Below are 18,248 nucleotides of genomic sequence, written 5' to 3' on the forward strand. Positions count from 1 at the left end.
AGGATTACGGCGTGGCAGCGCACCGCAGCGCACCGCGGGTCCCGTTGGTGGGCCTCTGGCGGAACCGATAGCATTGGCGATGGCTGGCTGTGGTCCCCGTATGCCGCAAGCTATGAAGCCTAAAACTTTGAATAGGAGACACCCGTGTCAGATGCCCAGCAGATCACCCTCATCGTCGATGGCGAAGAGACCAAGGTGACTACCGGGACAACCGGTGCGGAACTCTTCTTTGAGCGCCGCGAAGTTGTTGTGGCCCGCGTTAACGGCGAGCTGAAGGACCTGGACCAGGAGCTGCCCGAGGGCGCCCGGATCGAGGGCGTCACCATCGATTCCCCGGACGGCCTGAACGTGCTCCGGCACTCCACCGCCCACGTGATGGCCCAGGCAGTACAGCAGCTCCGCCCCGCCGCCAAGCTGGGCATCGGCCCGTACATCACCGACGGCTTCTACTTCGACTTCGACGTCGCCGAGCCGTTCACCCCCGAGGACCTCAAGACCCTCGAGAAGATGATGCTCAAGATCATTAACCAGAACCAGAAGTTCGTCCGCCGGGTGGTGTCCGAGGACGAAGCCCGCGAGGCCATGAAGAACGAGCCCTACAAGCTCGAACTGCTCGGCAAAAAGAATGAAGCCGCGGAAGCCGGCGAAGGCGTCAACGTCGAAGTCGGCGCTGGCGACATCACCATCTACGACAATGTGGAGCGCAAGGAGGGAACCACCGTCTGGTGCGACCTCTGCCGCGGCCCGCACCTGCCGAACACCAAGCTCATCTCCAACGCGTTTGCTCTGACCCGGTCATCCTCCGCCTATTGGCTGGGCAACCAAAAGAACCAGCAGCTGCAGCGCATCTACGGCACGGCGTGGCCCACCAAGGACGCGCTGAAGGCCTACCAGGAGCGCATCGCCGAAGCTGAACGGCGCGACCACCGCAAGCTCGGCGTCGAACTTGATCTCTTCTCCTTCCCCGATGAGCTGGGCTCCGGCCTGCCGGTGTTCCACCCCAGGGGCGGCATCATCCGCAAGGAGATGGAGGACTACTCCCGCCAGCGCCATGTTGATGCCGGGTACGAGTTCGTCTACACCCCGCACATCACCAAGGGCCACCTGTACGAGGTCTCGGGACACCTGGACTGGTACAAGGAGGGCATGTTCCCGGCCATGCATGTGGACGCCGAGCTCAACGAGGACGGCACCGTCCGCAAGCCCGGCCAGGACTACTACCTGAAGCCGATGAACTGCCCCATGCACAACCTGATTTTCCGCTCGCGGGGTCGGTCCTACCGTGAATTGCCGCTGCGGCTCTTCGAATTCGGCGCCGTCTACCGTTACGAAAAGTCCGGAGTGGTGCACGGCCTGACCCGGGTCCGCGGCATGACCCAGGACGACGCCCACATCTACTGCACCCGCGAGCAGATGAAGGACGAACTCACCAAGACCCTGACGTTCGTGCTCGACCTGCTGAAGGACTACGGCCTGAACGACTTCTACCTGGAGCTCTCCACCAAGGATCCGGAGAAGTTTGTCGGCGAGGACGCCGCCTGGGAAGAAGCCACGCGCACCCTTTCCGAAGTGGCCGAGGAATCCGGCCTGGAACTGGTCGCGGATCCAGGTGGGGCTGCCTTCTACGGCCCGAAAATCTCGGTCCAGGCGAAGGACGCCCTCGGCCGGACCTGGCAGATGTCCACCATCCAGCTCGACTTCAACCTCCCCGAACGCTTTGAGCTGGAATTCCAGGCAGCCGACGGTACCCGCCAGCGGCCCGTGATGATCCACCGTGCGCTCTTCGGTTCCATCGAACGGTTCATGGGTGTGCTCACCGAGCACTACGCCGGCGCCTTCCCGGCGTGGCTTTCCCCTGTCCAGGTGGTGGGCATTCCGGTGGCCGAAACGTTCAACGAGTACATGTTCGACGTCGTTGGCCAGCTCAAGGCGGCGGGCATCCGCGCCGAGGTGGATACGTCGTCGGACAGGTTCCCCAAGAAGATCCGCACCGCCAGCAAGGACAAAATCCCGTTTGTCCTGATTGCCGGTGGCGACGACGCGGAGGCCGGGGCGGTGTCCTTCCGGTTCCGTGACGGCAGCCAGGACAACGGCGTGCCCGTTGCCGAGGCCGTCAAGCGGATCACGGAAGCCGTCCGGAACCGGACCAGCTAGCGGAAACGGAACATAATACGGTGCAGGAGAACACAGGCGCAGGCTATCCAGGGGATGCCGGCGTGACCGATGACTTTGATCTCGCGGGCGTACCGGACGCATTCCAGCGCCTGTGGACTCCCCACCGGATGGCCTATATCAAGGGCGGCCAACACCAGTTCAAGAACGAAAACGACTGTCCCTTCTGCGTGGGCCCCGGCCGGACCGATGAGGAAGCCCTCATCGTCCACCGGGGGAAGACCTGCTACGTGGTCCTCAATCTGTTTCCCTACAACCCGGGCCACCTCCTGGTGTGCCCTTACCGGCACGTCCCGGACTACACGGACCTCACCATCGAGGAAACCGCGGAGTTTGCCGAGATCAGCCAGACAGCGATGAAGGTCCTGCGCAAGGTTTCCAACCCGGGCGGCTTCAACCTGGGCATGAACCAGGGTGTAGTGGGCGGCGCCGGGATCGCAGCCCACCTGCACCAGCACATCGTTCCGCGGTGGGGCGGCGACGGGAACTTCTTCCCGATCATCGCCCAGACCAAGGCAATAACGCAGACCCTGGACGAGGTCCGCCAGTTGGTTGCCGAGGCCTGGCCCGGGGAGACGGATGCTGAATAGGCACGCGCGCGGGTTTTTCACCGCGCTCTTCACTCCGCTTGCCCGCTGGCTCCTGAAAATTGGCGTTTCGCCCGACGCGGTGACGGTCATCGGCACCGCCGGCGTTGTGGTGGGAGCCTTGGTTTTCTACCCCCTCGGGCAGCTCTGGTGGGGCACGTTGTTCATTACGGCGTTCATCTTCTCCGACGTGCTGGACGGCATCATGGCCCGGATGCGCGATACCGGCGGAGGATGGGGAAACTTCCTGGACTCCACGTTGGACAGGATCGCCGACGGAGCACTGTTTGCCGGCCTGGCCGTCTGGTTTTTCACCGGGGGAGCGGACTACGCGATCGCCGTCACAGCGATGCTCTGCCTGGTCCTGGGCATGGTGGTTTCCTATGCGCGGGCCAAGGCCGAATCGCTCGGCTTCACGGCGAACGTGGGCATCGCCGAGCGCGCCGAACGGCTGGTTTCGGTGCTGGTGGTCACCGGATTCACCGGCCTGGGCCTGCCACCGGTGGTTCTCCTGGTGACGCTCGGGCTGCTGGCCCTTGCCAGCTTGGTCACGGTGATCCAGCGGATTAGGGGTGTCCATCGCCAGGCGCTGTCAGCGGCCGCGGCTGCTGATTAAGCGTGATTAAGTCCACCGCGCGCGGTGGGACTAGTATTGTGACTGCCCGGTCAATGGATCCGGCAACCCGGTGCGTGTACTGCTCGGCTTGGTGCCGCCCTCACGCCCGGCGAAGATCGTCTCTCTACCCATAGGGGTTTTTGTGTCTACACCTGATGTAAGCAGCGAAGCCGGTTCGTCCGCGAACAGCGTCACGGGCAGCAACCGCGTCAAGCGCGGCATGGCTGAGATGCTCAAGGGCGGCGTCATCATGGACGTCGTCAACGTCGAACAGGCCCGCATCGCCGAAGATGCCGGTGCCGTGGCCGTGATGGCGCTGGAACGCGTTCCCGCTGACATTCGTGCCCAGGGCGGCGTGTCCCGCATGTCCGATCCGGACATGATCGACAAAATCATCGAAGCTGTTTCCGTGCCCGTCATGGCCAAGGCCCGGATCGGCCACTTCGTCGAGGCGCAGGTCCTGCAGTCTTTGGGCGTGGACTACATCGACGAGTCCGAGGTCCTGACCCCGGCCGACTACGTCCACCACATCGACAAGTGGAACTTCAAGGTTCCCTTCGTCTGTGGCGCCACCAACCTCGGTGAGGCGCTGCGCCGCATCAACGAGGGCGCGGCCATGATCCGGTCCAAGGGCGAGGCCGGCACCGGCGATGTTTCCAACGCCACCGGCCACATGCGCCAGATCCGGGCCGAGATCGCCAAGCTCGCCGCCCTGCCCGAGGACGAGCTCTACGTCGCGGCCAAGGAACTGCAGGCCCCGTACGAACTGGTCAAGGAAGTTGCCGCCGCCGGCAAGCTCCCCGTAGTGCTGTTCACCGCGGGCGGCATCGCCACCCCGGCCGACGCTGCCATGATGATGCAGCTGGGCGCCGACGGCGTGTTCGTCGGCTCCGGCATCTTCAAGTCCGGCAACCCGGCCCAGCGTGCAGCTGCCGTCGTCAAGGCCACCACGTTCTTCGATGACCCGGACGTCATCGCCAAGGCCTCCCGCGGCCTGGGCGAAGCCATGGTGGGCATCAACGTGGACGAAATCCCGCAGCCCCACCGTCTCTCAGAGCGCGGCTGGTAACAGCGCCGCGCGCCGGCAGTCAGGCAGCAGCAGCACCAGAAGTCCGACGTCGGGTGGTCACCTCAGCAGGGATGGCCACCCGCCGTCGTTGTTTAATGCCGGCATCCCTGGACCGGCGAACCTAGAATCACGTCTATGGGGACAAGTCGGGGCCTTGGTGCCCGCTGCGCTGCTGCGGTGTCCGGAGGTGTCCTGGCCGCCGTGGCGGCCGGCTGCGGCGTGATCGCGGAACACAACGCGCCGTCGCGCGGGTGCGGTGTCCGGCGTCGGCTCCGGCACGGATCAGGAAAGCCCGACGGCGGTGCCCACGCCGACTCCCACCCCGGGTGCCGGTCCGGAGTGTCCCACGCTTCTGTGCACGTCAGTGCTGCTGACCGGCGACATGCTGATCCACACCCAGCTCTGGCAGCAGGCCCGTGATGACGCCGCCGCGGCAGGCAATCAAGGGCTGGACTTCACCCCGCTCCTCGAGGGCCAGCGCAGGTACATCAAGCTCAGTGATCTCGCAATCTGCCATCAGGAGACGCCCGTGGCGGGTCCGGATGGTCCGTTCGCCGCCTACCCGTCCTTCAACGTCCCGCCGCAGATCTGTCAAAGCCCGGGCCCTTGGCGCTGATATCGTCCTGGCGGCCATGCACGCCGGCGACGAGTACGCCAGTGAAGCGAACGCCCAACAGCAGGAAGTGGCCCACGCCCTCGTGGACAGCGGCCAATTCAGCATGATCTACGGTCATCACACCCACTCGGTGCTGCCGATCGAAAACCACAAGGGCACGTGGATCGTCTACGGGCTGGGCAACGGGGTGACCGAATTGTCGCCCCGGTATGTGGTCAACAACGAGGGCCTGCTGGTGCGGGCGCAGTTCAGCCAGGACGCGGCAGGCAAATGGTCAGCGGCGGACCTCGCCTGGGCTCCGTCGGTTATTGTCCGGGGTCCGTACCGCTGGTGTTCGGTCGCATCGGATGCGCCACAGGGTGTCTGTGCAACACCCGAGGCCGATGCCGAGACCAGGCAGCGGACCGCCGCCGTGGTGGAGTCGAAAGGAGCTGCGGCCGCCGGCGCGCATGAGATGCTGATCACCAAGGAACCCTGAAACACGTCTGCGCCAGGCCGCCCGTGATGACCGGCGCGGAACGGTCAGCGCGGAACGGTCAGCGCGGAACGGTCAGCGCGGAACCCGGGCGGCGTGTTCGCGGGCCAGCAACGCGTAGTGGTCGTCCGGGGTGCCCGGAACGAAAGTCCCGAACTTCCGTTCGGCGGCCGTGCGAATGAGGAAGTCGGCCATGGCGGGGTTCTTGGGCAATAACGAACCGTGCAGGTAGCTGGCCACCACGTTCTTGAAGCGCGCGCCCTCGTGGCCGTCGCTGGAGTTGTTGCCGGTCCCCTTGGCTACGGTTCCGAGCGGCCGGACGCCGGGGCCCAGGGTGGTCTGCCCGCTGTGGTTCTCATAGCCCAGGACCTCGCCGAACTCCGGGGAGGCCACTTTGACGTTACCGATCAGGCGTTCGTCCGTACCATGGGTTTCCGCGTCCAGGATGCCAATCCCTGGAATGACCGTACCCAAGCGGGTCTTAAAGAAGCGCCCGAACAGTTGATAGAGCCCACAGATCACCAGCATGGGCGCGCCGTCCTCCGCCAGCCCGGTCAGGACGCCGGCCCTTGAGTGCAGGTCATCCTGGATGACCAGCTGGCCGCTGTCCTGTCCGCCGCCGCCGACGATCAGGTCCGCATCGGCGGGAAATTCGTCCCCGACGTTGTACTCAAGCAGCTCCGGCGTGTAGCCATGCCAACTGATCCGCTGCTTCAGGACCAGGGCGTTGCCCCAGTCACCGTAAATGTTCATGTCCCGCGGATACAGCTGCAGGACGCGGATGGTGCCTTTGGACGCCGATTGCTCTGAGCCAGTTGCCCCCGAAATCATGAGACGACCTCCACGTCGGTGATTTTGGACAGTTCTCGGCGGATGGCCAGCATGGCTGTGTACGTGCAGAAGATTCGCTTCGGCCTGCCCTCACCCTCACGGATGAAGGCCGCCAGCGCGGGCGCAATGTCCGTCTGGACTGCACCGATCCCGACGTCGTCATACTGCAGCCGCAGCGCCATGTCGTAAGCCCGGGATCCGGCCAGCTGGTCCACCCCGCCGTCGCGGAGCGAATCGAATTCCACGTCCCAGAGCCAGGACATGTCCCGGCCGTCGGCGTAGTTGTCATTGATGGCGATCATAATGGCGTAGCCGACCGCCGGGAATGACTTCAGCCCCAGCCTGAAGCCGCTGGGATTCTTGACCAGCACCAGGTCGAGGGGCTGGCCTTCCACTGTGAGGCTTTCGCCGCGACCGAAGGCCGGTTTTACCTGGGACAGCGCGGTGAGCAGCGTGGCGTGGTTGGCCGTCGCGGCCCCGCCGCCGCAGATGCTGCGGGCCAGTACCAGCGCCGCCGCGGCATTAAAGATGTTGTAGACGCCGCGGAGCCTCATCGCCGTGGTGACCGTGACGCCGTCGTACTCAAAAACCGCTGTGTCGGGCCCCACCTTGCGGAGTACGACGTCGGCGGGAGGCTTTTCGGGGAGCGTCGCGGGAGCAGTGCTTCCGGGCGCAGCGCGCAGGTCGTCATCGTTGGGAAAGGTGCTGAGGAGCGAATCGTCGAGGCCGAAGTACTGGACGTCCTGGCCGGTGAGGGTGTCCGCGATGCGGGCCACGCGGGGATCCTCCCGGTTGAGCACCACCGTTCCGGTGGTCTTGGCCGCGATGTGCTCCAGGAGCTGGGCCGTCTTGTCGATTTCACCGAAACGGTCCAGCTGGTCCCGCAGGACGTTGAGCAGGAGGCTGTAGCGGGGCGGGACGCGGTTCACAAAATGCACGGCGTGGGCTTCGTCCAGTTCCAGGACGGCGACATCGGCCTTCAGCCGGCCGCGCCAGTCCACCTCGCCGAGCAAGGCGGCCGCCACGCCACGGGTGAAGTTGCTGCCGGTGCGGTTGGTGAACACCTTCAGCCCCTGGCTTTCAAGGAGTTCCACCACCATTTTCGTGGTGGTGGTCTTGCCGTTGGTTCCGCTTACCACAGCCACGCCGTGGGGCAGTGTGGCAAGTGTCCGCTGCATAAAGCCGGGGTCGATTTTTTCGACCACCAAACCGGGCAGGGCGGACCCGCCACCCCTGAGCCGGGACACCCGGCGGACCAGCTTGCCGAGCGGAACACTGATGTAAAGCATGCTCAGTAATATATCCCAGCAACGGCATGGAACCCTGCCCCGCGTTGGCAGACCCGCACGGTTGAGGGTGACTGGCACATTATGCTGAATGGATGACAAACCCCCATTCGGCCGCTTCCGCACGCGTGGGCGCAGGCCTGCGGATCGGCGTCCTGGCGCTCCAGGGCGACTTCCGTGAACACCTGCGCGCCGTGGAAGCATCCGGTGCTGCCGGCGTCGGAATCCGCAGGCCCAAGGAGCTGGACGGCCTGGACGGCCTCATCATTCCGGGTGGCGAATCCACGGCCATCGACAAGCTTGCCCGGGCCTTTGAGCTGGCAAGACCCTTGACGGACCGCATCCGCGACGGACTGCCGGTCTTCGGTTCCTGCGCCGGCATGATCCTCCTGGCCAACGAGATCGCCGATCCGGCCACCGACCTTGCCGGCAACCCGCAGCAGACCTTCGGCGGGCTGGACATTACGGTCCGGCGCAACGCCTTCGGACGGCAGCGCGAATCGTTCGAAACTGACCTTGATTTCAAGAGCCTGGACTTCAGCGCAACGGAATCCGGGGTGGCACCGGTTCACGCGGTGTTCATCCGCGGTCCGTGGGTGGAGCGTGTCGGCGAGGGCGTGGAGGTTCTCGCGCAGGTGGAGCCGGCAGACCCTGACCACGCGTCGCACGCGGCCAGCCTGCCCGGGACGGCTAGAATTGTTGCTGTGCGTTCCGGCCACCTGCTGGCCACCTCCTTCCACCCGGAAGTGACTGGGGAGAAACGCGTACATGAACTTTTTATCCGGATGATCAGAGGAGACGCGTAAAGCATGTCAGGCCACTCCAAATGGGCAACGACCAAGCACAAAAAGGCCATCCTTGATAGCCGCCGTGCCAAATCGTTCGCCAAGCTGATTAAGAACATCGAAGTTGCTGCCCGCATGGGCGGACCGGACCTCCAGGGAAACCCCGGGCTGGAGCTGGCCGTCACCAAGGCCAAGAAGACCTCGGTTCCTGCCGACAACATTGACCGCGCCATCAAGCGCGGCGCCGGCCTGACCGGTGAAGTGGTTGACTACACCGAAATCATGTACGAATGCCGTGGCCCGCAGGGCTCCGCACTGCTGATCGAATGCCTCACCGACAACAAGAACCGGGCGGCCTCCGAAGTCCGCCTGGCCATCTCCCGCAACGCCGGCACCATCGCCGATCCCGGTTCGGTCAGCTACCTCTTCAGCCGCAAGGGCGTGGTGTCCCTGCCAAAGAAGGAACTGACGGAGGACGACGTCCTGATGGCTGTTCTCGAGGCTGGCGCCGATGAAGTCAAGGACAACGGCGACACCTTCGAAATCCACTCGGAACCGACTGACCTCCAGGCCGTCCGTGACGCCCTCAAGGAGGCCGGGATCGAGTACGACACCGACGAGGCCGAGTTCGTTCCCTCGATGGTTGTGCCCCTCGACCTGGAAGCCGCCAAGAAGTTCATGAAGCTTGTTGACGCGCTGGAAGAGCTCGATGACGTCCAGAACGTCTACAGCAACGCCGACCTCAGCGACGAAGTCCAGGCCGCCCTGGAATCTGAGTGAACCTCCGCCTTGCGGCCTAGAGCGGGTGGGGGAGCGTGACGCTGCGCGTACTCGGCGTTGACCCGGGACTTACCCGCTGCGGCATCGGCGTGGTGGATGTCGAACGGAACAGGCGCGCCACCATGGTGGCCGTCGGGGTGGTGGGCACGTCCCCGGCGGAAACCCTGGACCAGCGCCTGCTGGTTATTGCCCTGGCCATTGACGAGTGGCTGGACCGTTACGAACCGCAGGTGCTCGCCGTCGAACGCGTCTTCTCCCAGCTGAACGTCAGCACGGTTATGGGCGTGGCCCAGGCCTCCGGCGTGGTGATCGCCGCGGCTGCCCGCCGCGGAATCCCGGTGGCGCTGCACACGCCGTCGGAAGTGAAAGCTGCCGTGACCGGCAGCGGCACCTCCAATAAGGACGCGGTGACAAAACTCGTCACCAAGATTCTCCGGCTGGACGCCCCACCGCGACCGGCCGACGCCGCGGATGCGTTGGCCCTGGCCATCACGCATGCGTGGCGGGCGGGCAGCGGGGCCGCCGTGGCCACCACCGGCCCGGGCAGCCTGTCGCTGACCCCGGCCCAGCGGGCGTGGGCCGATGCTGAGGCGAAGGCGCGCCGCGCACGCTGAATGTCCGCGGCACTTGCTAGGGTATTCGTAGATATGTTCGGATAGCCGGTCCAACCCCCACAGAGTCCGGCAGTACACCAGGAGCCCGGCTTTGATCAGTTTCCTTCGCGGAACCGTAGCGCACATTGGTCTCTCCACGGCCGTGATCGACCTCAACGGCGCTGGAATGAGCGTCAATGCCACACCACAGACGCTCAGCAGCCTCCGCGCCGGCGAAGAGGGCAAACTCTTCACCTCACTGATCGTGCGCGAAGACTCGCTGACCCTGTTCGGCTTTGCCTCCGACGACGAGCGGGAAGTCTTCGACGTCCTGCTCAGCGTGAGCGGCGTGGGACCGCGGCTTGCCCTCGCCGTCCTCGCCGTCCACGAGCCTGAGGCCATCCGCGTTGCGGCCCACACCGCCGACAGCAAGACGTTCACCAAGGTGCCCGGCATAGGCCCCAAGGTGGCAGGCCGGATTGTGCTGGAACTCGCCGGCAAGCTGGTACCCCACGGCACCGCCGGTGCTGCCAGCCCGGCCACGCCGGCAGAAGCAGCCTGGAAGCCGCAGGTGGTGGCTGCCATGACCAGCCTTGGCTGGTCTGAAAAGGACGCTGTGGCCAGCATCGACAAGGCCCTCGCGGACAATCCCGAGGTTTCGTTCCGCGGGAATGTGGCCGAAATCCTGCGGACCACGCTCCGCTGGCTCGGCCAGGACGGCGCACGGGCCGGTAACCGTGTAGGCAGCCGTGGCTGAGCCCTCCGTTGTAGCGGGAGGGGAGGAGCCCGAGGAGCGGGTCATTGAAGCGGCGCTCAGGCCCAAGAACCTGGACGACTTCGTGGGCCAGCACAGGGTCCGCAAGCAGCTCTCCCTGGTGCTGCAGGCCTCACGGATGCGCGGCCGCAGCGCGGACCACGTCCTTTTCTCCGGCCCGCCCGGGCTGGGGAAAACCACCTTGGCCATGATCGTCGCCGCCGAAATGAACTCGCCCCTGCGGATCAGCAGCGGTCCGGCCATCCAGCACGCCGGGGACCTCGCCGCAATCCTGTCCTCCCTCTCCGAAGGGGAGGTCCTGTTCCTGGACGAAATCCACCGCATGTCCCGGCCTGCCGAGGAAATGCTTTACATGGCCATGGAAGATTTCCGCGTGGACATTGTGGTGGGAAAGGGCGCCGGCGCCACAGCCATTCCGCTGGAGCTTCCGCCCTTCACCCTGGTGGGTGCCACCACCCGCGCCGGACTCTTGCCCGGCCCGCTGCGGGACAGGTTCGGGTTCACCGGGCACCTGGAGTTCTACAGCGTGGCCGAACTTGAACTGGTCCTCCGCCGTTCCGCCGGCCTGCTGGACCTCAAGGTCAACTCCGCCGGCTTCAGTGAAATTGCCGGCCGTTCCCGCGGCACGCCGCGCATCGCCAACCGCCTCCTCCGGCGGGTCCGGGACTGGGCGCTGGTCCACGGGATCGAACAGATCGACGCACGCGCGGCCTCTGCCGCCCTGGACATGTACGAAGTGGACAAACGGGGCCTGGACCGGCTCGACCGTGCTGTCCTCGAAGCCCTGATCACAAAATTCGGCGGCGGTCCGGTCGGGCTGTCCACCCTGGCGATTGCCGTGGGGGAGGAAACCGAGACCGTGGAAACGGTGGCCGAGCCATTTCTGGTCCGGGAAGGCCTCCTGGGCCGGACGCCGAGGGGCCGCATCGCCATGGCGCCGGCCTGGACCCATCTTGGCTATGCAGTACCGGCCGGCGTGTTCGGGCAGGAGCCCCTGGATCTCTTTGAATCCGACCCGGACAGCAGTGAAGCCGCGGCCGACTGGGCGCCGAACAGCCAATAGGCCCGTCCGTCAGCTTTTCCCTTTAGACTGGGTATGACACCCGGCACGTTCGGGTCTTTGTTCCCGCCGTCGGCTCCGAGGGGCCGTTGCCGGCCAGCACGAATATCTGCATGGCGGAACGAAGCGGACGCTGCCCTACACCAGATACGCCAGTACAGAACGGAAACTTCCCTGTGGATCCCATGAACATCGTCTTGTTCGCAATGCTTGGAATCTTTATCTTTATGATGTTCCGCCGCAACAAGAAGACCAAGGCGCAGCAGGCTACGCTGCAGTCCCAGTTCGCTCCCGGTGTTGAGGTCATGACCAGCTTTGGCCTCTTCGGCCGGATCGTCTCCATGAATGACGCCGAAAACCAGGTAGTCCTGGAGCTCTCTCCGGGCAATCTCGCCACAGTTCACCGCCAGGCAGTCACCAAGGTCGTGGAAGCTCCTGTCGTTGCTGAGGACGAGCCTACGGTTGTCCCCGACTACGCGTCTTCACTGACGGGCCAGGACCTGGGCACTCCGGCTGCAACCGCCGAAACCCCGGACGAGACCCTGAAGCGCCTCAATGACGAGGGTAAAAAGGACAGCTAGCCCCCCGCTGCCTTCGGCATCAGGATTCACAATACCTCTACGGCTGCGGACCGCCGCCGGTGGGAGCATCAGGCTCGCATCGGCGGTTCCTCCGTAAATAAGAGAAAGATCGACAATGGCACGAACTGGCCCTAAAAACGCAGGCCTCCGGGTACTGGTGTGGCTCGGCGTAATCCTTGCCGTGCTGACAGCTGTATTGGCCGGTGGCACCCTTGCCGGCCAGGCCAGCTGGGCACCCAAGCTGGCGCTTGACCTCGAAGGCGGCACCCAGATGATCCTGGCGCCCAAGGTTGAGGGCGGTTCGGACATTAACGAAGAGCAGCTCAACCAGGCGGTGGCAATCATCCGCCAGCGTGTTGACGGCTCCGGCGTTGCCGAAGCCGAGATCAGCACGCAGTCCGGGCGCAACGTGGTGGTCAGCCTTCCCGGTACCCCCACGAAGGAAACCCGCGACCTGATCCAGGCTTCCGCGGACATGAACTTCCGCCCGGTTCTGCTGAACGGAGACGGCGCAGCGGTTCCCACGGAAGCGCTGACGCCCGAGGGCCAGCTTCCGAAGCCGACGGCCGAACCGGCCAACGGCAGCGATATCAACTGGATCACCCCCGAGGTGTACCGGCAGTTTGAGACCCTCGACTGCAAAAATCCGGGGCCGGACAAGCCTGCGGCTTCCGATCCCACCAAGCCCTTGGTTACCTGCGAGCCGGCGACTGATACCAGAGCTGCCATCAAGTACATCCTCGGCCCTGTGGAGGTAAAGGGCGGCAACATTGTCACCTCCTCCTTCCAGCTCCAGCGGGGTGCCCAGGGTGCCGTCACCAACGACTGGGCCGTCAACATCCAGTTCGACGGCGAAGGCACGGCCAAGTTCAAAGAGGTCACCGAACGCCTGAACCAGTTCTATGTGGCCGCCGGCGGCCAGACCGGCAACGATCCGAAGGCACAGTTCGCCATTGTGCTCGACGACCAGGTCATTTCCGCGCCACGGTCGCTGGCAATCATCACCGATGGACGTCCGCAGATCACCGGTGGCTTCACAGAGAAGACAGCCAAGGCACTCTCGGACCAGCTCCGCTTTGGCGCGCTGCCCATCAGCTTCGAAATCCAGAGTGACCAGCAGATTTCCGCGACCCTCGGTGGCGAACAGCTGCGCATGGGCCTCCTCGCGGGCATCATCGGGTTGCTCCTCGTGGTGGTTTACTCCCTGTTCCAGTACCGGGCCTTGGGCTTTGTGACCATTGCTTCCCTGGTGGTGGCAGGTGCCCTGACGTACCTGGCGATTGCCATCCTGGGCTGGACGGAAAACTACCGGCTGTCCCTGGCCGGCGTGGCCGGCATGATTGTGGCCATCGGCCAGACAGCTGACTCGTTCATTGTTTACTTCGAACGCATCCGTGATGAACTCCGCGAGGGCCGGGGCCTGGTCTCAGCGGTGGAGAATGGCTGGAAGCGTGCGAAGCGGACCGTACTGGCCTCCAAGGCCGTCAACCTGCTCGCCGCCCTCGTGCTCTACTTCGTGGCCGTCGGCAACGTCCGCGGGTTCGCCTTTACGCTGGGGCTGACAGCCATCGCCGATCTCATCGTGGTCTTTATGTTCACCCACCCGACTCTGCAGCTCCTCGCGCGGACCAAGTTCTTCGGCGAAGGCCACCGGTTCTCCGGCCTTGACCCCAAGCGCCTGGGCGCTGTTCCGCTGTACCGCGGTGCGGGCCGCCTGCGGACGCCGGAAACCAAGCCTGGCGTTGTACGGGCCAAGAACACCGGCGCCGCCGCCGAAGCTGAACGGCGCATGACCATCGCGGAACGCCGCCTCGCGGAAAAGCAGGAGCAACTTACGGGCTCCTCCAAGAGCGCAGCCAAGGAGAACAAGTAATGTCCAGCTTTGCCACTTTCGGTAACGAGCTCTACACGGGCAAGCGGTCCTACAACTTCGTGGGGGCCAAGAAAATATGGTTCCTCATCGCCATTGTGGCGGTTGCGCTGTCCATCCTGATCCCCCTTGTCAAAGGCGGGTTCAACCTCGGGATTGAATTCCGGGGCGGTTCCGAGTTCACCGTCTCCAACGTGCAGGACACCGACTCTGCCCTCGGTGAAACTGTCGTCCGGGACGTCGTGCCAGGCAGCGTGCCGCGCGTTGCGAATGTCGCCGGTACCACGATGCGGATCCAGACGGACAAGCTGACTGACGACGAGACACTCAAGATCAAGGAAGGCCTCGCCACGGCCTATGGCGTCACTGACAACGAAGTGACCTCAACGTTCATCGGACCCACCTGGGGTGCGGATGTCACCAAGCAGGCGCTGATGGGTTTGCTCGTCTTTGTGGCCTTGGCTGCCGTCCTGATGGCGCTGTACTTCCGGACCTGGAAGATGTCGGTGTCCGCCTTGACCGCAATGCTCGTGACCATGTTCATCACCGCCGGCGTGTATGGCTTAAGCGACTTTGAGGTAACGCCGTCAGCTATCATCGGGTTCCTGACAGTGCTCAGTTATTCGCTGTATGACACCGTGGTGGTCTTCGATAAGATCCGCGAAAATACCGCCGATCTGGATGCTTCCACGCGCCGGACATTCGCAGAGGAAGTCAACCTCGCGGTGAACCAGACCCTGGTCCGTTCCATCAACACCATGGTGGTGGCCATCCTTCCGGTGGGCGCCATCCTGTTCATCGGAGCAGGCCTCCTCGGGGCCGGCACGCTGCGCGACTTGTCCCTTGCCCTGTTCGTCGGCATTTTCATTGGAACGGCGGCCACGATCTTTGTCGCGGCGCCCATGTACGCCTGGCTGCGCCAGAGCGAACCCGACCTGGTGAAGCAGGCGAGACGCGTCGAGCACCGCCGGGCCGAGAACGCTGCCCGGACGGACGTGCCGGCAGCACCCGCAGGGGCCTGACGGCAGACAGCATAACTGGCCGGGTGGCGTAGGAATATCCACGCCACCCGGCCCGTACGCTTTTAAGCGCCGGTTACGGAAGTGAACTGGCGGAGGAATAGACTGGGGTAATTAAACAGGTCGTGAGGGGTGCTTCATTGGAAGAACGTTCGGCATCGGAGCCAATGGCAGGCGGGGACGGGACTCCCGGCCACGGAGTTCAGACCGGGCTGACCGCTTCCGCACGCCCCGGACCGGTGGTACCCGTCGACAATTCCGGCTCCCGCCCCACATTTCCCGGCCGTCGCGAACGCACACGCTCACGCCTGGCCCGCCTGACCGGCCGTGGCACCACCACCTATTCCCCGATCCTTGAGCCGCTGCTGCGAACCGTCCGCGCGAACAACCCCAAAGAAGACTTCGACCTGATCCAGCGCGCCTTTGACGTTGCTGAGAACAGCCACCGCGGGCAGAAGCGCAAGAGCGGTGATCCTTACATCACCCACCCCGTCGCCGTGGCCACCATCCTGGCGGAGCTGGGTCTCAGCGGAACCACCCTGGCCGCGGCCCTGCTCCACGACACGGTTGAGGACACGCCGTACACGCTGGCTGACCTCAGAAAAGAATTCGGTCCCGAAGTTGCCATGCTGGTGGATGGGGTCACCAAACTGGATAAGGTCAGCTTCGGTGAAGCAGCCCAGTCCGAGACCGTCCGCAAAATGGTTGTGGCCATGGCCAAGGACATCCGGGTCCTAATGATTAAGCTCGCCGACAGGCTCCACAACGCCCGGACCTGGCGGTTTGTGTCCGCGGAGTCATCGTCCCGAAAAGCCCGTGAAACCCTGGAAATCTTTGCGCCCCTTGCGCACCGCCTCGGCATGAACACCATCAAATGGGAACTGGAGGACCTGTCCTTCGCTGCCCTCTATCCGAAGGTCTACGAAGAGATCGTCCGCATGGTCGGGGACCGGACACCTGAGCGCGAGAAGAGCCTCGGCGTCATCCGTGACCAGATTACCGAGGACCTCCGCGCCGCCCGGATCAAGGCCACGATCACCGGCCGGCCGAAACACTACTACTCGATCTACCAGAAGATGGTGGTCCGGGATAAGGATTTCGACGACATCAACGACCTCATGGGGGTCCGCGTGCTGGTCGATTCGGTGCGGGACTGCTATGCCGCGCTGGGCACGATGCATTCCCGCTGGAACCCCCTGCCGGGGCGTTTCAAAGATTACATTGCCATGCCCAAGTTCAACATGTACCAGTCTCTGCACACCACGGTGATCGGCCCAGGCGGCAAGCCCGTGGAGATCCAGATCCGCACCCATGAAATGCATCGGCGTGCCGAGTATGGTGTGGCCGCGCACTGGAAGTACAAGGACCAGCCAAACAGCACGGCCGTTGGCCCCGGCAGCCCCCGGGACGGCGATATGGGGTGGCTGAGGTCCCTGGTCGACTGGCAGCAGGAAACTTCTGATCCGGGGGAGTTCCTGGATTCGCTGCGGTTCGAGATCAACGCCCGCGAAGTCTTTGTCTTCACCCCCAAGGGTGAGGTCATGGCACTTCCCGCCGGTTCAACCCCGGTGGATTTTGCATACGCTGTCCACACCGAAGTGGGGCACCGCACCATCGGTGCCCGGGTCAACGGCAAGCTGGTTCCGCTGAACAGCGAACTGAATCACGGCGACTGGGTGGAGATCTTTACGTCCAAGGCCGAGGGCGCCGGACCCAGCCAGGACTGGCAGCACTTCGTTAAGAGCGCACGCGCACGGAACAAGATCCGTCAATGGTTCAGCAAGGAACGCCGCGAAGAGGCGATCGACCGTGGCAAGGAACTCCTGACACGGGCCATGCGGAAGCAGAACCTGCCACTGCAGCGCCTCATGACGCACGAGGCCCTGGCCGCGGTGGCCGCGGACTTCAAATACGTGGACATCTCAGGCCTCTACGCCGGTGTGGGCGACGGACACACCTCAGCGCAGTCGGTCATGGAGAAGCTCGTTGAAAGCCTGGGCGGCAACGAAAGCACCGACGACGACATCACTGAAGTCAGCATCCCTACCCACGTTACCAAGACCAAGTTCTCGGACTCCGGCGTGGTGGTGCGGGGCGTCGGCGATGTCTGGGTGAAGCTCGCCCGCTGCTGCACTCCAGTACCACCGGACCCGATTCTCGGATTCGTGACCCGCGGCTCGGGTGTTTCAGTCCACCGTACGGACTGCACCAACATCTCGGACCTCAAGGACCAGCCCGACAGGATCGTCGATGTCGACTGGGCCCCCACCCAGTCGAGCGTCTTCTTGGTGGAGATCCAGGTTGAGGCGCTGGACCGGAAATCCCTCCTCTCGGACGTGACCCGTGTCCTGTCCGAGAACCACGTCAACATCCTGGCTGCCAGCGTGAACACCTCCAGCGACCGGGTAGCCATTTCACGGTTCGCCTTCGAGATGGGCGATCCCAAGTACCTCAGCCACGTCCTCAGCGCCGTCCGGCGCATCGACGGTGTGTTCGACGTCTACCGGACTACCGGTAACAAGCGCCGGAGCTAACAGCGCAAGCTTTTCCAGGGCTGCACGTTTGTGCGGGACCCTGGGAGTAGCTTCGATGGCCAGGACCAGCAGGCGAAGCCGTACGTCCTTCTCCGGACGTGCCAGCAGTCCTGCCAGCGCAGGCAGTGCCCGGTTTGCGTCTACGTGCAGGGCAATATCCACGGCAGTCCGGAGCGGACTCGAGACCATCAGCCCGCCCATGCTGACGACGTCGAACGGGCCAAGCCTGACTTCATGGAGTGTGCAGCCCCGCGTATTGCGGAGACTCGAAATCCGCCGTTTCGCATCAACAAGCAACGCCAGCCGGTCCGGCTCGTCGGCGCAGCCGTAAATCCAGGCCGCCGTCATCCTGCCGGCTACCACTCTCTGCCGGACAGCTGCCGGGACTGCGTTGGCTGCAGCCCTGGCCCGTAGTTGGGACGAAACGTGGAGATCGGGCAGCGTGAAACCGTGCTGGTGGAACCGTGCAAGGACGCCGTCCGCTGCCAGGGTCTGCAGTTCAGGCCACGTGAACGGCTGACCCGGCGAGTACAGGTCAGCGTGTTGGGGCGGTGACGGGGTGGCCATCCACCCATCCTGCCGTGCGGGTCCTTAAGCGC

General features: G+C 64.3%; 18 protein-coding genes. 15 read left to right on the top strand and 3 right to left on the bottom strand.

Annotated features, from left to right (window positions below; genetic code table 11):
• Positions 1–144: 144 nt before the first annotated feature.
• From thrS to ABIB45_RS02520, 6 genes are all read left to right on the top strand, one after another.
• Positions 145–2,154, top strand: a complete 2,010-nt coding sequence (gene thrS / locus ABIB45_RS02495) for a threonine--tRNA ligase (RefSeq protein WP_354214314.1) — start codon at positions 145–147, stop codon at positions 2,152–2,154.
• Positions 2,155–2,174: 20 nt separating this feature from the next.
• Positions 2,175–2,762, top strand: coding sequence for an HIT family protein (locus tag ABIB45_RS02500; protein WP_354214315.1), 588 nt, complete (start codon positions 2,175–2,177; stop codon positions 2,760–2,762).
• Positions 2,752–3,375 carry a phosphatidylinositol phosphate synthase gene (pgsA, locus tag ABIB45_RS02505; RefSeq protein WP_354214316.1) on the top strand — a complete coding sequence of 208 codons (624 nt, stop codon included), beginning with the start codon at positions 2,752–2,754 and terminating at the stop codon, positions 3,373–3,375. Before ABIB45_RS02500 ends, pgsA begins: the two co-directional genes overlap by 11 nt.
• A gap of 142 nt (positions 3,376–3,517) precedes the next feature.
• Positions 3,518–4,444: a pyridoxal 5'-phosphate synthase lyase subunit PdxS gene (pdxS, locus tag ABIB45_RS02510; protein WP_354214317.1), complete on the top strand. Its 927-nt coding sequence runs from the start codon at positions 3,518–3,520 to the stop codon at positions 4,442–4,444.
• A gap of 301 nt (positions 4,445–4,745) precedes the next feature.
• Positions 4,746–5,060 carry a CapA family protein gene (locus ABIB45_RS02515; RefSeq protein WP_354214318.1) on the top strand — a complete coding sequence of 105 codons (315 nt, stop codon included), beginning with the start codon at positions 4,746–4,748 and terminating at the stop codon, positions 5,058–5,060.
• Between the two features lie 16 nt (positions 5,061–5,076).
• Positions 5,077–5,538, top strand: a complete 462-nt coding sequence (locus tag ABIB45_RS02520) for a CapA family protein (protein ID WP_354214319.1) — start codon at positions 5,077–5,079, stop codon at positions 5,536–5,538.
• Positions 5,539–5,610: 72 nt separating this feature from the next.
• Here the strand turns inward: ABIB45_RS02520 and ABIB45_RS02525 are convergent, their stop codons facing one another.
• Positions 5,611–6,366: a type 1 glutamine amidotransferase gene (locus ABIB45_RS02525; protein WP_354214320.1), complete on the bottom strand. Its 756-nt coding sequence runs from the start codon at positions 6,364–6,366 to the stop codon at positions 5,611–5,613.
• Entirely contained in the window at positions 6,363–7,655 is a 1,293-nt protein-coding gene (locus ABIB45_RS02530; protein WP_354214321.1) for a Mur ligase family protein, read from the bottom strand. Before ABIB45_RS02530 ends, ABIB45_RS02525 begins: the two co-directional genes overlap by 4 nt.
• A 92-nt stretch (positions 7,656–7,747) precedes the next feature.
• Between ABIB45_RS02530 and pdxT the strand changes: the two genes are divergently transcribed.
• From pdxT to ABIB45_RS02575, 9 genes are all read left to right on the top strand, one after another.
• A complete protein-coding gene (gene pdxT, locus ABIB45_RS02535) occupies positions 7,748–8,458 on the top strand; it encodes a pyridoxal 5'-phosphate synthase glutaminase subunit PdxT (protein ID WP_354214322.1) in 711 nt (236 codons plus the stop codon).
• A gap of 3 nt (positions 8,459–8,461) precedes the next feature.
• Positions 8,462–9,217 (top strand): YebC/PmpR family DNA-binding transcriptional regulator, encoded by a 756-nt coding sequence (locus tag ABIB45_RS02540; protein WP_354214323.1) that lies wholly within the window; start codon positions 8,462–8,464, stop codon positions 9,215–9,217.
• 35 nt (positions 9,218–9,252) lie between these two features.
• Complete coding sequence (ruvC, locus tag ABIB45_RS02545; protein WP_354214324.1) at positions 9,253–9,831, top strand: crossover junction endodeoxyribonuclease RuvC; 579 nt, start codon at positions 9,253–9,255, stop codon at positions 9,829–9,831.
• A gap of 91 nt (positions 9,832–9,922) precedes the next feature.
• Positions 9,923–10,567: a Holliday junction branch migration protein RuvA gene (gene ruvA / locus ABIB45_RS02550; protein ID WP_354214325.1), complete on the top strand. Its 645-nt coding sequence runs from the start codon at positions 9,923–9,925 to the stop codon at positions 10,565–10,567.
• Positions 10,560–11,648 carry a Holliday junction branch migration DNA helicase RuvB gene (gene ruvB / locus ABIB45_RS02555; RefSeq protein ID WP_354214326.1) on the top strand — a complete coding sequence of 363 codons (1,089 nt, stop codon included), beginning with the start codon at positions 10,560–10,562 and terminating at the stop codon, positions 11,646–11,648. Before ruvA ends, ruvB begins: the two co-directional genes overlap by 8 nt.
• A 182-nt stretch (positions 11,649–11,830) precedes the next feature.
• Positions 11,831–12,226, top strand: a complete 396-nt coding sequence (gene yajC, locus ABIB45_RS02560; protein WP_354214327.1) for a preprotein translocase subunit YajC — start codon at positions 11,831–11,833, stop codon at positions 12,224–12,226.
• Between the two features lie 115 nt (positions 12,227–12,341).
• On the top strand, positions 12,342–14,099 hold the full coding sequence (gene secD / locus ABIB45_RS02565) for a protein translocase subunit SecD (RefSeq protein ID WP_354214328.1): 1,758 nt from the start codon (positions 12,342–12,344) through the stop codon (positions 14,097–14,099).
• Positions 14,099–15,118, top strand: coding sequence for a protein translocase subunit SecF (secF, locus tag ABIB45_RS02570; protein WP_354214329.1), 1,020 nt, complete (start codon positions 14,099–14,101; stop codon positions 15,116–15,118). Before secD ends, secF begins: the two co-directional genes overlap by 1 nt.
• 137 nt (positions 15,119–15,255) lie before the next feature.
• Complete coding sequence (locus ABIB45_RS02575) at positions 15,256–17,649, top strand: RelA/SpoT family protein (RefSeq protein WP_354214330.1); 2,394 nt, start codon at positions 15,256–15,258, stop codon at positions 17,647–17,649.
• Here ABIB45_RS02575 and ABIB45_RS02580 read toward each other — a convergent pair.
• Positions 17,530–18,216, bottom strand: a complete 687-nt coding sequence (locus ABIB45_RS02580; RefSeq protein ID WP_354214331.1) for a type IV toxin-antitoxin system AbiEi family antitoxin — start codon at positions 18,214–18,216, stop codon at positions 17,530–17,532. The two genes, ABIB45_RS02575 and ABIB45_RS02580, sit on opposite strands and share 120 nt — an antisense overlap.
• Between the last annotated feature and the right edge of the window lie 32 nt (positions 18,217–18,248).

It is taken from the genome of Arthrobacter sp. UYCo732, from assembly GCF_040547265.1.
Taxonomy (GTDB): domain Bacteria; phylum Actinomycetota; class Actinomycetes; order Actinomycetales; family Micrococcaceae; genus Arthrobacter.